The organism is Polynucleobacter necessarius, assembly GCF_900095205.1.
Taxonomy (GTDB): Bacteria; Pseudomonadota; Gammaproteobacteria; order Burkholderiales; family Burkholderiaceae; genus Polynucleobacter; species Polynucleobacter necessarius_E.
In genome coordinates this window covers 831,149-844,544 of record NZ_LT606951.1, presented here as the reverse complement: position 1 = coordinate 844,544, position 13,396 = coordinate 831,149, and the positions used below count along the sequence as shown (strand labels likewise).

General features: G+C 44.1%; 19 protein-coding genes. 4 read left to right on the top strand and 15 right to left on the bottom strand.

What is annotated here, in order from left to right; translation table 11 throughout:
* Positions 1-108 precede the first annotated feature (108 nt).
* The 10 genes from DXE37_RS04640 to DXE37_RS04595 form a co-directional block, all read right to left on the bottom strand.
* Positions 109-450 carry a hypothetical protein gene (locus DXE37_RS04640; protein WP_162786186.1) on the bottom strand — a complete coding sequence of 114 codons (342 nt, stop codon included), beginning with the start codon at positions 448-450 and terminating at the stop codon, positions 109-111.
* On the bottom strand, positions 413-688 hold the full coding sequence (locus DXE37_RS04635) for a hypothetical protein (RefSeq protein WP_114636738.1): 276 nt from the start codon (positions 686-688) through the stop codon (positions 413-415). Before DXE37_RS04635 ends, DXE37_RS04640 begins: the two co-directional genes overlap by 38 nt.
* A 172-nt stretch (positions 689-860) precedes the next feature.
* On the bottom strand, positions 861-1,022 hold the full coding sequence (locus DXE37_RS14290; RefSeq protein ID WP_415067116.1) for a helix-turn-helix domain-containing protein: 162 nt from the start codon (positions 1,020-1,022) through the stop codon (positions 861-863).
* 45 nt (positions 1,023-1,067) lie between these two features.
* On the bottom strand, positions 1,068-1,316 hold the full coding sequence (locus DXE37_RS04625; RefSeq protein WP_114636736.1) for a hypothetical protein: 249 nt from the start codon (positions 1,314-1,316) through the stop codon (positions 1,068-1,070).
* A complete protein-coding gene (locus DXE37_RS04620; RefSeq protein ID WP_114636735.1) occupies positions 1,297-2,274 on the bottom strand; it encodes an HlyD family efflux transporter periplasmic adaptor subunit in 978 nt (325 codons plus the stop codon). The genes DXE37_RS04625 and DXE37_RS04620 overlap by 20 nt, the downstream gene beginning before the upstream one ends.
* A 39-nt stretch (positions 2,275-2,313) precedes the next feature.
* Positions 2,314-2,595: a hypothetical protein gene (locus DXE37_RS04615; RefSeq protein WP_231971083.1), complete on the bottom strand. Its 282-nt coding sequence runs from the start codon at positions 2,593-2,595 to the stop codon at positions 2,314-2,316.
* Positions 2,596-2,850: 255 nt separating this feature from the next.
* On the bottom strand, positions 2,851-4,749 hold the full coding sequence (locus DXE37_RS04605) for an ABC transporter transmembrane domain-containing protein (RefSeq protein WP_114636732.1): 1,899 nt from the start codon (positions 4,747-4,749) through the stop codon (positions 2,851-2,853).
* A 186-nt stretch (positions 4,750-4,935) separates the two neighbouring features.
* Positions 4,936-5,829 carry a TolC family protein gene (locus DXE37_RS04600; protein WP_162786184.1) on the bottom strand — a complete coding sequence of 298 codons (894 nt, stop codon included), beginning with the start codon at positions 5,827-5,829 and terminating at the stop codon, positions 4,936-4,938.
* Positions 5,830-5,912: 83 nt separating this feature from the next.
* Positions 5,913-6,206 carry a TolC family protein gene (locus DXE37_RS10765; protein WP_162786183.1) on the bottom strand — a complete coding sequence of 98 codons (294 nt, stop codon included), beginning with the start codon at positions 6,204-6,206 and terminating at the stop codon, positions 5,913-5,915.
* The gene (locus tag DXE37_RS04595) at positions 6,130-6,393 is read right to left on the bottom strand and encodes a TolC family protein (protein WP_114636730.1); all 264 of its coding nucleotides are present in this window, start codon (positions 6,391-6,393) and stop codon (positions 6,130-6,132) included. Before DXE37_RS04595 ends, DXE37_RS10765 begins: the two co-directional genes overlap by 77 nt.
* Positions 6,394-6,892: 499 nt before the next feature.
* On the opposite strand from DXE37_RS04595, the gene DXE37_RS12440 reads away from it, so the two are divergent.
* From DXE37_RS12440 to DXE37_RS12425, 4 genes are read left to right on the top strand one after another with little or no spacing between them, the layout of a single operon-like run.
* Complete coding sequence (locus tag DXE37_RS12440) at positions 6,893-7,327, top strand: hypothetical protein (RefSeq protein ID WP_231971410.1); 435 nt, start codon at positions 6,893-6,895, stop codon at positions 7,325-7,327.
* Positions 7,219-7,506, top strand: a complete 288-nt coding sequence (locus DXE37_RS12435) for a GAF domain-containing protein (protein ID WP_231971360.1) — start codon at positions 7,219-7,221, stop codon at positions 7,504-7,506. The genes DXE37_RS12440 and DXE37_RS12435 overlap by 109 nt, the downstream gene beginning before the upstream one ends.
* Complete coding sequence (locus DXE37_RS12430) at positions 7,481-8,011, top strand: HD-GYP domain-containing protein (protein ID WP_231971081.1); 531 nt, start codon at positions 7,481-7,483, stop codon at positions 8,009-8,011. Before DXE37_RS12435 ends, DXE37_RS12430 begins: the two co-directional genes overlap by 26 nt.
* An 11-nt stretch (positions 8,012-8,022) precedes the next feature.
* On the top strand, positions 8,023-8,520 hold the full coding sequence (locus tag DXE37_RS12425; RefSeq protein ID WP_331852163.1) for an HD-GYP domain-containing protein: 498 nt from the start codon (positions 8,023-8,025) through the stop codon (positions 8,518-8,520).
* Positions 8,521-8,569: 49 nt separating this feature from the next.
* Here DXE37_RS12425 and DXE37_RS04585 read toward each other — a convergent pair whose 3' ends face one another.
* The 5 genes from DXE37_RS04585 to DXE37_RS10760 all read right to left on the bottom strand — a co-directional run bounded on the left by DXE37_RS04585 (position 8,570) and on the right by DXE37_RS10760 (position 13,126).
* Positions 8,570-9,790 carry an adenylate/guanylate cyclase domain-containing protein gene (locus DXE37_RS04585; RefSeq protein ID WP_114636729.1) on the bottom strand — a complete coding sequence of 407 codons (1,221 nt, stop codon included), beginning with the start codon at positions 9,788-9,790 and terminating at the stop codon, positions 8,570-8,572.
* A complete protein-coding gene (locus tag DXE37_RS04580; protein WP_114636728.1) occupies positions 9,780-10,028 on the bottom strand; it encodes a MerR family transcriptional regulator in 249 nt (82 codons plus the stop codon). The genes DXE37_RS04585 and DXE37_RS04580 overlap by 11 nt, the downstream gene beginning before the upstream one ends.
* A 279-nt stretch (positions 10,029-10,307) precedes the next feature.
* Positions 10,308-11,486 (bottom strand): putative bifunctional diguanylate cyclase/phosphodiesterase, encoded by a 1,179-nt coding sequence (locus DXE37_RS04575; RefSeq protein ID WP_114636727.1) that lies wholly within the window; start codon positions 11,484-11,486, stop codon positions 10,308-10,310.
* Between the two features lie 55 nt (positions 11,487-11,541).
* Complete coding sequence (locus tag DXE37_RS04570; protein WP_231971077.1) at positions 11,542-12,792, bottom strand: PAS domain S-box protein; 1,251 nt, start codon at positions 12,790-12,792, stop codon at positions 11,542-11,544.
* On the bottom strand, positions 12,701-13,126 hold the full coding sequence (locus DXE37_RS10760) for a hypothetical protein (RefSeq protein WP_162786181.1): 426 nt from the start codon (positions 13,124-13,126) through the stop codon (positions 12,701-12,703). Before DXE37_RS10760 ends, DXE37_RS04570 begins: the two co-directional genes overlap by 92 nt.
* Positions 13,127-13,396 lie beyond the last annotated feature (270 nt).

Below are 13,396 nucleotides of genomic sequence, written 5' to 3'. Positions count from 1 at the left end.
GGGCAAAGTTACCCATCGTATCCATTAGAGAACTCGCAGCGATTGGGGGCCGGGATTCAATCGCAAGCCATTGCGCAGCCCCTTCTTGCACATTCTCACAAATTCTATTCATGAAGGGTAGGCCCCACCCCACTGTAAGCTACAGTCCGCTAGAGCGGATGAGCTAGGCCCAATCGCGCAAACCTCACCAACTTGACGCAGCTCAATAGCTTTACCTCCCTCGCGAGTGCGAATATCCAGCCAGGGCAAAGAATTTAGTGATAATTTTTTGGTTAAATAATCGGAGATAGGTCGATGCAGGATTTTTGAGTGTTGAGCCGGCATTACTGCTTTACGATATGCATCAGCTACATAAAGACTATCCACCCCCTCCTCAACCAATTCTGGATGAGAGGCAACACCAATACCAAGATCAATCTTGCCAGTCAACGAAGAAGGTTTTTTCTGCATAACGCTTCATCCATTCAGACATGAATTGAGCAAAATACGCAGCCCTATCAGCATCATCCAAATGAGCCTTAGGGTGACCAAACCAGGCCACTAAACTTCCATCAGGAGAAATAGAAAGTCTTCCATCCAAACTATCAAGCAATAATTCGGCTTGTTTTTGTAAATCTGCCAGAAAATGATTTCGGATTGAAGTGGATTCGAAGCTATTTACATTAGCAACAAAATCAGGAAGCGCCAAACTGACAGCAGATATTAAGCACCACTGATAACGTTCGCCTTTTTTGGATCCCGAGCCACTCTTTTAAGCTAGCGCCTTATGAATACCTGATTCTGCTTGATGACCATTACTCGCTTTCAGCAACCGTTCTGCAACAACAGCCGCCTTTGCGCGACTCACAACACCGAGCTTTTTAAACAATAAAATGCTGCTTAACCGTTCCTTGTTCAATCGCTAAGTCTGCTGCAATTTCTTTATTACTTTTACCTTCGGCCAACAGCCCAAGAATTTGCTGTTGGCGTTCAGATAAAGATAGGCTTTTATCAGGGCTATTTTTAAGGTGGCCATGATTGATTTCTAAAACGCCTATAGAGAAAGAATTAAATACACTCTCAAGTTTCTAGCGCTCACGCATACCTTGTTTAAAGGCTACAAATATTGGTCGCAGCACGTAACGAAGAACTGATTGATGGTCTGTCACGATATCTGCCTGAACTGTAATACCAGGATCAATCGTCTTATCTTCGTTGCTGCTTACAAAAGTTTGAGGCAAGCTAACAATAACCTTGAAGAAAGGCTGCTGCTTCTCATCTAAGGCGCTGTAAGAAGAAACCATCGAAACGGTGCCGTTAATCGTGCCATAGCGCATGAAGTCCGAAGGTGCCAATCTTCAGACGAGCTGCCTGTCCTTTTTTCACGAATCCAATGTCAGTTGGAGAAACACGCACTTCTGCATGCGTCTTGCCATCCAATGGAACGACATTCATCAAAGTTGCACCAGGAGGAACTACACCACCAATCGTACGGAATTTGAGGTCCTGCACTACCCCATCAACTGGAGACAGAACATCTACACGATCTAAGCGGTCACGTAATTTAGTGAGTTGTTCTTCAGTCTGTGCGAGTTCAGATGAAGAATTATTTAAATCATCCATATTAGTACGGCGGTAACGCAAAAGCTCTGCTTGCGCTTGGCTTAAATTTCGTTGCGCATCTAGGGCCGCGACACGAGTTGCCAGCTTTTCCTTTGCTAGATCGCTACGAATAGAACTGACTTCGCCCAAAATTTTGATTTCATTTTGTAATTGATTAATTTGATCTTTTGATGTCTTTAGGGCGAATTCCTGCTCTTTCACCATATCGCCATACTCCGCAGGGATCTTCGAAAAATCTGCTGGGCGATCGCTTAAAAGAGAGCGTAAACGCTCTACCCTAGCGTACAAGCCCCAATACTTGGCCGACAAAGTCTGATATTCAGCGCCAGCTTCAGTTGAATTCAACCGCATGAGTACCTGGCCTTCGGTTACTGACTGACCGTCCACAACGTCAATGGTTGCAATACGACCGCCATCAACGTGTTGAATAATCTTCACCGCCTGAATCGGCATGATTTGACCAGGCGCCACAGCCACTACATCTAACGTAGCAAATAGAGACCACAAAAAGAAAATGCCGATCGCATAGCAAGCTAACTTTACAGTCGTGCGCATATACGCAGGCGGGGCTGCTTCTTCAAGCAAGATTGCTTTGGCAACATAGTTGTCAGTGCGCCCACCCAAAATTATCTTCGCTTGATCTTCAGAATTGGTATCTGGTTGCGTACTCATAAGGTCAACTCGTTTTGTGATTAATTAATTAAAACTGCATTACGCAGAAGTAGACTGCTTCAAAAGGACGTCAGGGGGCCCTGCTGCTCTAAGGTAACCCTTGTCTAAAACTAATAAAGTGTCAGCTAAGCGAATATGACTTGGGCGATGGCTAATGAATATTACGGTTGCCTTGCCTTTAAGGGCTTGCAGAGTTTCCATAAACTTCTGATCGCCCTCATCATCCAAGCCTGCACCAGGCTCATCAAAGAGCATGATAGGAGCACGTGTTAAGTAGGCTCGAGCCAATATTAGATTTATATGGGGAAGTGAAATACTCACTCTTGGCAATTGGTTGATAGTTTGCTGGTAGATCTTGAGATGAGACCATCCCCATCTTTTCAGATGAAGCACTATTGATCTCGCGAATAGTACTGACCTTACTAGGCTCAATATCTAATAAATGTCCCTCATGCAAGAACATCGTCCGATTTGCCAAACGCAGGAAAGATGGTCTTTGTGAAACGATTACTAAAGTTACCTTACCTCGGATGGTCTCTAAGAATCTTAAGAAGACCGCGTCCCCTTCGAAATCCATTACAGAGGTGGCATCGTCAAACTAATATTAGGCTGGTTAGAGAGCGCTCTTACGATGGCGATTCGTTGACGATATCCTGGCGGCAATGAATCAGCAGCCATATCACCCACAATCGAATCCCAGCCACGAGGCATCTTAGAAACAAAGTCGCCTAAACCTAATGTTTTAGCTGTATTGAGTGCTCGTTCAACTCTAGCAGGATCAAATACGCTCGCGTTATCTAATAAAGAGCCCTCAAACATCACCGCCTTTTGCGGGAGATAGGCAACTTTTTCGGTAATGAGGTTGATATCGATCTCTTCAATAGATTGAGCATCAATAGAAATTACACCTGAATTAGGCGTTAGGATCCCGGCCATGAGCTGCAATAGAGTGCTGCGTCCAGAGCCACTGTCTCCTTTGATAACCAAACATTCTCCAGGAGCAACATCAAAAGAGAGGTCAGTGAATAAATTGGTTTTTAAGCCAGGGAAACCATAGGTGACGTTTTCAAACTTTAGACCAGCTGGTTTAAGTGGGCGCTCAACTGCAATTGGCATTAAATCCATCGAACGAGGCTCTACCACCAAACCTGGCTGCTTCAAGATCGTTGCTAATTCATCCCTCAAGACTTCATCCTGCTGATACTTGGCCCACATGCCACCCAATCTTTGGAGAGGAGACAAAGAGCGCATGCCCAACAAAATACAAGCAGCTAACTCACCATTTGTTAAATGCCCCGCAATAACCAACCAAGCGCCAAGAGCCACTGCCATCATGTTCATCAATGGTGAAAAAATAGCGCCAATACCAGAGGACATGTCTAAGGCATAAGTCACCTTGGACATAATTCGCGCACAACCCTCTTGAAGACGCTCATATCTGCGGAGCATCAATGACTCCATAGTCATTGACTTAAGCGTATGGACATTACCCAGCGTTTCATTTAAGAAATTTGCCCGCCTAAGGTCCGCTTGTTTTTGCTCCTTAATTAACTCTGGATCATTGCGTCCATTTCTCCAGGTAATAAAAATAAACACGCAATAGCCAGTAAACAATAAAAGGCCAACCCACGGGCTAAGGATAAAAACAATGAACACGTACAACAAGGTAAACGGTAAATCCATCAACTGTTGAAACGTTTGTCCTGAATAGTGGTATTTAAGTGTGGAAACTGATTTAAAGCCATCCATCACAGCGCCTGTGCCCTTGCGCTCAAACTCATGCAATGGCTCGGCTAAGGTTCTTTCAGCCACTGCAATTAATGCGCGATGTTCAAAACGCGCAGAGATCCATACAGTAGTAAATGAACGCAGCGCACGAATAATCGATTCAACCGCTACAGCAAGGCCTACTGCCACCGTTACAATTCCTAAAGTATCTAATGACTGATTGGGCAAAATACGGTCATATAACTGCAACATTAACAATGGAAATGCCAAGGCTAATAAGTTAATGACAATACTTGCGGCAATGATCGTAGTGCGCTCAGCATCTAATGGAGAAAGCAGTCCCACTACTCGTTGAGCATCAGTTGGATGACACATCTGCTTCAAACGAATGATCAGGTTATGAATATCATAAGTAAAAGTAGCCCACTCCCTATTACATACATTCTTAAACTGACGATACTGCGTGAGAAATAGTGGCGCCCAATAAGTAGGATTTAATTTAGCAATCAAAATCTTTGATTGCTCCTTTGCCAGACTAACCGCGTCACTTGAATGACCTTTAATCTCTCCACGAGAGCCCCAAATCTTACGCTGCACTGCCAGCACATCATTCTTTACGACTTGATAAAGGGCTGTACCTGCACGCAACAAAAAGTCGTAGATATAACCTAATGCGCCCAAAAGATTACCTAAAAGCTGCACCAGCTTTTCATATAGATCTTTTAGGGATTGAATAAATTTATTCATAACTCAAGAAACCTTTTCAATTCCGCTCTAGGGTTTTGTTGCATAATTGGCATCGGCATTGCCTGTGGCGTATTGGGAGCCGTATCACCAGAAATTGCTGCAGGCGCTTTAGGAGGCGGGCGGAGATCAAAATCCACTCCAGGAGACTGCAGAGGACTTTGATTGAGCGATGGGCCTACACCGCCCTTAGCCCCCCTTCTTCTCGTAAGCAGGTTGACCAGCAGCATTTACACCCACCGCTGTCTTCTTAGCAAAAACAGAATCAACCTTCTCTTGTTGCTCGACCCAGCGTGCATCAGCCTTTGGAAGACGTCCACCACCTAGGCAGGGATCGTTATCCAATGTGGTACCGCCACCGATTGCTTTGAAAAGATCGACAGAAGCTCGTAGTTGGTCATTACGAGCAGCGATGGCAGAGTCTTCAGCTATGAGAACAGTACGTTGAATTTCATAAAGCTGCACATAATCCATGCCACCTCTTTCAACCACCTTAGCACTCATCTCTGCAAGACGTTGCGCACGAACGCGAGAGTCATTTAAAGCATCGTATTGCTTAGCCGTCAAATTCACACCAGACAAACTATCCTCTACGTCACGTAAAGACGATAGGACTGCATTTGCGTAAGCCTTTAATAGCTCTACATTCTTTGCGCTTGCAACTTGTATTTCTGCACGCCTCTTACCGCCATCAAATACATTTTGTAAAATATTGGCTATGATATTGTAGAACAAGCTTTGAGGCATTGTTAATTGAGATAACAGGAAAGAACCATAACCAGCGCCACCCGTCAGTGCAAAGGTAGGCAATAAATTGGCCCGAGCAGCATACAAGTCAGCCTTTGCAGCCTCCAATGCAGCCTCCGCTCTTCTGACATCGGGACGACGACAGAGCAAATCAGATGGCAAGCCTGGAGAAACAACAGGGATCTTAATTTTTTCAATCGAACGTGCTTGCAACTTCAATGTAGAAGGAGTTCTACCAACTAGGGCTGCTAGACGATTGAAGGCACGTTCTCGTTGCAGTTTTAAAGCAGTAACAGAAGCTTCGGTATTGGTTTGCAAAATCAACTGTTGTGACAAATCAATAATCGTGGCATCACCACGATCTACCCGTTTTTGCAGACCTTTGCCAACAGTGCGGATGGCTTCTAAGTTGCGCTCACCTACAGAGCAACACGCTCATCCAATGATGTCACCAAGAAATAGGTTGTAGCAGTGTCACCAACCAGGCTCAAGGCAACTGCTTGTCGGTTGTACTCACTGGCCAACACTTGCGAGAATACAGATTGCGTATTAAAGCCTTTTCTCCCCCAGAGGTCGACCTCATAGTTGGCTAGAAAACCAACCTGCCATACAGGTTGGCTATACCACTGTGAGGTGCTAGATGCATATCCAGGGCCGAGGGCAGGAGCTTGATTGCGGTAGGGACCCGCCAACATCGATTGTTGGCGATTCATTTGCCTTAACTACATCAGCCTGTGCTCGAGTTTGGGCAACCCTAGCAACGGCAACACGCAAGTCGTAGTTGTTCGTTAGAGCGGCATCAATCAGACCATCGAGCTCTTCACTCTCAAAGTCTTGCCGCCAAAGCTCTTTTAGGGCGTGGCAATTGCTGTTCAACAGCGCACGAAATGCATCAGACATCCAATCCACCGAACATATTCAGGTCCATCAGGCGCATCACCACTCCTTCGTAATTGGAGTGGTGCATCCTGCAAATACCAATGCAGCGCAAGCAACGGCGAGAGGTAAACGGGCAAAACGCAACCGAGGCACAACACGGCGGCTAGGTCGAGTCACAGCGTAACTTTGGTTATATGTAAAGAAATGAGAAAAATAAGCTTAAATTTTGTAAATAAAATCAATATGCATTATGAATCAAGGCTCTAGCTAAATAGCCCTGAAACAGCAAAAATGTCTTTCATAATATGAAAAATATTGCTTTTTAGCACTCTTTTTAGCATTTCCCCCTACGAAATGGCGCCAACAGAAAAAGGCAACAGAGAAATCGAATAACTTGATGAAAATGAGCAAAATCTGGGCTTTTGTTCATAATGAACAATTAATTGAAATACGAATGCTTTCTAATAAGAAAACACCAAAAAAATTGACCCCTGAATGTTTCGCAAAATAATCAAAGACCATGACTGAACATATTGACAAAAAACTGATGTCGCACCTGTTGCAAATTGGAGCACCTCTCAGTAGCGAGAAAGACATCGACCAACTTTTGGAAAATATTTTGCAATCAGCCATGGAGATGACCTATGCTGATGGTGGCTCCGTTTATCGCATTACAGAAGAAAAAACTCTGAAGTTTGAGATTTTGCATACCAAGAGCAAAGGCGCACACCTTGGCGGCAAAAGCCCAATTCCTGCAAACCTTTCACCCCTTGCCTTTTATAAAGAGGATGGCAGCCCCGAATTATCTCGAGTAGTTTGTGCTACGCAGTCCATAAAAACCAAACCATCAATATCGCCGATGCCTACGATTCCACGGAGTTTGATTTTTCAGGTACAAAAAAGTTTGACAGCGCAAATCAATATCGCTCGCAATCTTTCCTCACCATCCCCATGAAAAACCATGAGTCGGAAATTATTGGCGTGATGCAATTAATTAATGCCAGCGATCCCGAAACTGGCAAGATCATTCCCTTTTCTAAAACCAATCAAGAAATTGTTGCGGCCCTGGCATCCCAAGCCGCTGTCGCCATTAACCAATCGCTTATTAATGAACCGATTAGAAGAGCTGTTTGAGTCTTTTATTAGTCTGATTAATCACGCGATCGACGATAAATCACCCTATACCAGCGGTCACTGCAACCGTGTGCCAGAGTTAACCTTAATGCTTGCCGATGCGGTGAATCGTTGTAAGGCAGGCCCACTTGCAGAATTTAATATGACCGAAGCCGATCGCAAAGAATTAAAAATTGCTGGTCTGCTACACGACTGCGGAAAAATTACCACTCCGGTTCACGTAGTGGATAAAGCAACCAAGCTTGAAAAAATATTTGACCGTATTACTCTTGTTAAAACAAGGGCTGGACAGGTTTTACAAAACTTTGATCTTGAGGTTGCCAGAGGCCATCTTTCCGCTGAACAAGCCGCTGAAAGAAAAGCTCAATTGATTGATGACTATGCATTTATTGAGCGCTGCAATGTCGGTGGCGAATTCATGAAAGATGCTGATATTGAACGAGTAAAAAATATTGCAACTCTCTACCAATGGCGTGATATAGAAGGCAATGTCGTGCTTTTTTAAACGATGAAGAGATCAAGAACCTTACGATTCGTGCGGGCACTTTAAATGATGAAGAACGCCAAATTATTAATCACCATATTGATTTAACGATCAGCATGTTAGAGCAATTGCCATGGCCAAAACACCTGAAAAATGTGACCGAGTATGTAGGTGGACCCCATGAAAAGATGGATGGCAAAGGCTATCCTAAAGGCCTCACTAGAGAGCAGATGTCGGCACCAGCAAGATGTATGGGTATTGCAGATATTTTTGAAGCCCTCACCGCCCATGATCGCCCATACAAAAAAGGCAAAACACTGAGCGAATCTTTAGAGATATTAGGCAAAATAAAACTGGGTGCCCACGTTGATCCTGATTTATTTGACGTCTTTATCTGGGAAAAGGTCTATGAAGAATATGCCCAGAAATTTTTAGACCCTAAACAGGTTGACGAAGTAGACGTCACCAAAATTCCTGGCTACAACCCTCCTCCTGAAAACTATCAACAGGTCAAGGGTTTAAATCCTTAATAGGTTTTTGAAAATGTTTGGGTACGGCAGTACTGCTAGTACTATTGCCTTAGTACTGTCTGGTCGTAGTGACTCTACGAATCTCTGTCACCGCTAATTGGGCGATATCTCGTAATTTATCCAGCTTACCATCATTGAGATCAACCAATAATTCAACTTGGGCATAAGACGAAAGCATAAATCGATCACCATTCTCGACGCTGCGATGCATTACGCCAAACTCCACTCGACTACGCTCATCACTCGTCAGGCGTGAGACTAAATTTTTAGTCGCCCAAATACTGCCATGACGCGCAAAATCACTCAATCTTGAGGCGCGATTAATAGTATCGCCTAGTACAGCAAATTCAACATGGTTCGCTGATTGGAAACTACCAAGCCACTCCTGCCCTTCATGTAGACCAATGTTCAACTGCAACTCATTTAACCAATTTTTACGCAATTGCCAATCCGCACTAATCTTTCGCATCGCATGATGAAGTTCGTCAGCACAAGCAATGGCATTAAACAAGTAATTGGTTTCTGGCTGAGGGAAAAAATAGTAAACCACCCCGTCACCAGCATGTTTGCCATGGGTGCCCGTGTACTTGCGCAAAATCGGGCTCATGGTCGACCAAATCTGATTAATCAACTCAAAGTATTCATCTGGAGGCAATTCAGAGCATATGCGGACGGAGTTTTGCAGATCCGCAACGAGAACTGCCAATGGTGTCATCACCGGTAGACGCTTGCTGAGCAAACTTTGAATCACCTGATCGCGCTTACCCAAGAACGCGAGCAAACCATCTTCTCGATCCTCAAATGCCGTATGAATAACCAAGATTCCCTCGCGGAAATACACTGCATACACCCTGTACAGCATCGGCAAGCAGTTTGGACCAGTACGAATCAAGTCCAACTCAGTAATTGCAGATGAAGGTTGTTGTTCCTGCGACTTTGTCTGAAATTTCAAATCTACAAATAAATCCATTAAATCAGGATCAGCAGACATGACCACCTTGGTCAGAGAATCTTTCCCCATCCTCGCGCTGGCTAAGTGCAACTGTAAATTTGCTAAGGCACGTTGATCGCTGAGGCTAAGTTTTGATTCAGGACGCGAGAACAACTCAAAAAGGGTTCTCTCAGAACTTTGTGCAGGAGGAGTGGTAAAACAAAATAATTCGGTTCGTGCCGCTTCACTCAACCAGGTAAGCTCAAGGTTGTAGTTGAGCATGTAAGCTGGTTGCTCTAAACGATCCAAAGAAAGCATCATTCCAGAACTAGACTGCATGGTCTGTTTTTTGGGGGGGCGCAGAAGCGGTTTTACGAAATGCGGGCGCTTTTACTGCAGCAACTTGGACAGATTCAGCACTGCGAACAGGCTCTAAGTCATCACCAAAATCACCCACACCCAGCAGCGCGTCGGTAGAGGCTAACTCTTGGGCGATTAAATTCATGGAAAGGCCTTTGGCCTTTAACGCTTGAACTGTCTGAATGCGATCAACTGCATCATCAGGGAAGTAACCCAATAAGCGAGCCGCCCCCCAGCCGTATCACCAGCTGGGCAGAATGCCTAGCTGTATGTAGTTATTGAGAGTCGCTCTGGAGATGCCAGTTTGCTCCAGCAGCTCCTTACTTGAAATCATTTAGTCAGGTGTCCAATCATTTTTTCAATTCCCAAGCCAAAAAACGGAGGCCGGGGGATCATTTATACAGCCATACAAATGATTTAGACACGTAAATCTACAAAAACTATCTAATTTGTTGCAATTGGACAATAATTTAGACAGCTGTTTAGGAGTTAACTACTAGAAAATCTCCAGTAACTTCATAAAGTCCTCTTCGGGGACGGAGCGACTAAACAAATACCCCTGCCCTAATGCACAACCCACATCCAAGAGGGCCTGACGCTGCTCTTCAGTTTCGACACCTTCAGCAATCGTATATAAGCCAAGACCTGCACCCATAGTGCCCATGGCTCGCACCAAAGCTTCATCAGACTTGCTATGAGTGATTTGTCGTGTAAAGGAGAAATCGATCTTCAAATAGTTGAAATTGAAGTTTCTCAAAGCAGAAAGTGAGGAATAACCAGTTCCAAAGTTATCAATTGCGAACTTAAAGCCCACTTTGTGTAGCAAGGCAATCTTCTGCGCAACACGAGCGTTTTGATTCATCATCGTGTGCTCCGTCACCTCAAGAATAATCTGGCTACTGGATAAGCCGCGCTCTTGCAGGTAATCAATCCAATCTAGAGCGGAATGTTTATTTGAGTTGAATTGACTGCCAGAAACGTTAATGCCAATGCTGATGTCTTTATTGGCACTCGGCAAGTCCTGCAAGAACTGACAGACTTGCTTAAATACCCAATCGCCAATTTCAATAATCAAACCAGAATCTTCTGCAACCTCAATAAAGTTCACAGGCAAACTGAGTTGGCCATTTTCTTTCTTCCAACGCAATAGCGCCTCGGCGTGCAATATTTTCCCCGCGGCCAAGTCCACGATGGGCTGATAGTGCAAATAGAACTGATTATTTTTCAATGCATTTCTGAGTTCTGAGATCACCCGCATCTTTTGGTCGGCAACCTCTTGCAAGGATTGGGTGAAATAATGAAAACCATTTCTGCCCTGAGTCTTGACGGCATACATAGCCTGATCGGCCTTCATTAATAAGCCTTTGGTGCTTGTAGCATCTTGCGAGTAAAAAGCAATTCCTATTGATGCGGATACATGAAAAACCTTACCCTCAATTTCAATCGGCTCAGCAAGTCGATCTGTAATACTCATAAGCACTTTATCCAAATTCCTTGGATGCTCCAGATCATTCAAAATAATAGTGAATTCATCACCACCAATGCGGGCCACGGTATCGGACCCTCTTACCTCAGCCTTGAAGCGCTCTGACACTCGTCGCAATATCTCATCACCCACATCATGACCCGAGGTGTCGTTAATGTCTTTAAAGTGATCCAAATCAACGAACAACAATGCGCGAAATTATTCTTACTGCGATCTGAACGCTTAATGGACTCGTCTACACGATCTAAAAATAAACGGCGGTTTGGTAGCCCCCAGTTAGAGAATCATAATTGGCCTGACGCGTAATAATTTCACGATATTTTTTCTGATCAGATACTTGAGATATCAGACCAACTTGTTGACGAATATTTCCTCTGTCATCTAATGCAGAGAAAAGCGATAAGAAGCCTAAGTAATTCGTGCCATCGCTACATTTAATGCCAACCTGCCCCTCCCAATGACCAACGGAGTCTAAAGCGGGCAATAAATCAGAGTAGGTACTGGCATTATCCACCTTTGCCAGAAGAGACTGTAGGTTGAGGCCAGCAATTTGATTTTTACTATAGCCCGTAATCCCTTTGAATACATCATTGACTAATATGAATTCATTTTGAGGGTTGGTGATGAACACAGCTTCCCCAATTGCCTGATAAACCGAAGAAGTGCTCTTTAATAAATCTTCATTTTTCTTTCTATCGGTTAAATCAATTCCATAAATTGCAAATTTATCCCCTGCACTCACTGAGCCCCAGCTAATGTATTTTTTCTCACCGTTTTTACACACAATCCAGGACTCAACTGGAACCATCGGAGTGTGCAGATGTCTCGCCTCATGAACGCGCTCATCCCATAACCGCTCAATCTCTTGTCGATATGCTGGATCGGGATATGCAAGGCTCCACCAATCATCACTTCTCTCTAAGTCACTGGCGGTATAGCCAGTTAAATTAGTATAAGCATCGTTTACCAAACCCATCGACCGCTTATCAACATCCAAAATTGCCATAGATACCGGAATACGCTCAACAATTTCTTTAAAGCGCCCTTCAGCTTTGACTAAATCTAGGTTTTTAGCTTGATTATTTTCAATCAGCAAGCTGATCATTAGACTCAAGAAACATACCAAACTCAGAAATACCCAAATACTAATTGGCGATGGGTCATTCATCATGCTGTGATTAAAAAAGCCATGACCATCGTAGGCGCCCAAGATAGACTGCACCACTGTCAATGCCAGTACCAGCATGGCTCCGTGACGTCCATATCTCAGCGCAGCAATCAACAATATGGGAAGAATCAAATACCCTCGATTTTCAAAGTTCAACGCTTCAAACTGAGTATTCAACCAACCAAATAAGACGCCCTGCCCAAACAAAAACACTAGGCCAAAGAAGGTGATCACCTCATATAACTTCGGCGTCTTTAGCCAGTCCTTTGGAAATCTTCTCCACACCAGCAGAACGGGAGTAAAGAATGCAGCACCAAAAAAAATCACCAATAAACCATGTATAAAAGACCGATTGAAACTGTCCGGGCTCGGCACGGCCTGATTGGTAAATGATGGTGGCGTCGATTAGACCGCTGGACAAACCCAAAATGGTAGAAACCAAAATGAGGGAGGCAATATCCACCAATGAAGATAAGTTGCGATTAAATGGGAACACCTTAGACAGCAAATAGGCAGAAAGAATGCAGCTCGAAGCACTGCCTAATGCCAACATCAAGGCGGTAAATAACCCAAAACCACCAAACATTTCTCCGACTACTGCAGCAACAAAAACATAAGGCCAGTAGGAAATGCCAAAATTTAGGAGTAGCGCTAGGACCAATGCCAGCAGGAACCCAAATCAGACTAGCGCCAGAATCTCCAGCAAAATTTCGCAGAATATAGCCCGCTATATAGGCGTACAAGACTGACCAAATCAGAACCTGTAAAGTTCTTAAAGATTTAAACTCGGGAGATTGAAAGAGTGTTTTAAGGAAGTTCATCTATAATTAAAATCTGGATTCCGAGTCTGTGCTTACAGTACTCCAACACCCCCTAAAGGCATTTCCAGAAATGCCCTACTTTGCTGCAAAACCAATAAAACCAAGCCCCA

Bases quoted from the DNA above. Each gene is read 5' to 3' on its own strand.
- DXE37_RS04595 (WP_114636730.1), bottom strand. From the start codon at position 6,393: ATGTCTGATGCATTTCGTGCGCTGTTGAACAGCAATTGCCACGCCCTA.
- DXE37_RS04640 (WP_162786186.1), bottom strand. From the start codon at position 450: ATGCAGAAAAAACCTTCTTCGTTGACTGGCAAGATTGATCTTGGTATT.
- DXE37_RS04620 (WP_114636735.1), bottom strand. From the start codon at position 2,274: ATGAGTACGCAACCAGATACCAATTCTGAAGATCAAGCGAAGATAATT.
- DXE37_RS04625 (WP_114636736.1), bottom strand. From the start codon at position 1,316: ATGCGCTATGGCACGATTAACGGCACCGTTTCGATGGTTTCTTCTTAC.
- DXE37_RS12440 (WP_231971410.1), top strand. From the start codon at position 6,893: ATGACTGAACATATTGACAAAAAACTGATGTCGCACCTGTTGCAAATT.
- DXE37_RS12430 (WP_231971081.1), top strand. From the start codon at position 7,481: ATGAACCGATTAGAAGAGCTGTTTGAGTCTTTTATTAGTCTGATTAAT.
- DXE37_RS04605 (WP_114636732.1), bottom strand. From the start codon at position 4,749: ATGAATAAATTTATTCAATCCCTAAAAGATCTATATGAAAAGCTGGTG.
- DXE37_RS10765 (WP_162786183.1), bottom strand. From the start codon at position 6,206: ATGAATCGCCAACAATCGATGTTGGCGGGTCCCTACCGCAATCAAGCT.
- DXE37_RS04585 (WP_114636729.1), bottom strand. From the start codon at position 9,790: ATGCAGTCTAGTTCTGGAATGATGCTTTCTTTGGATCGTTTAGAGCAA.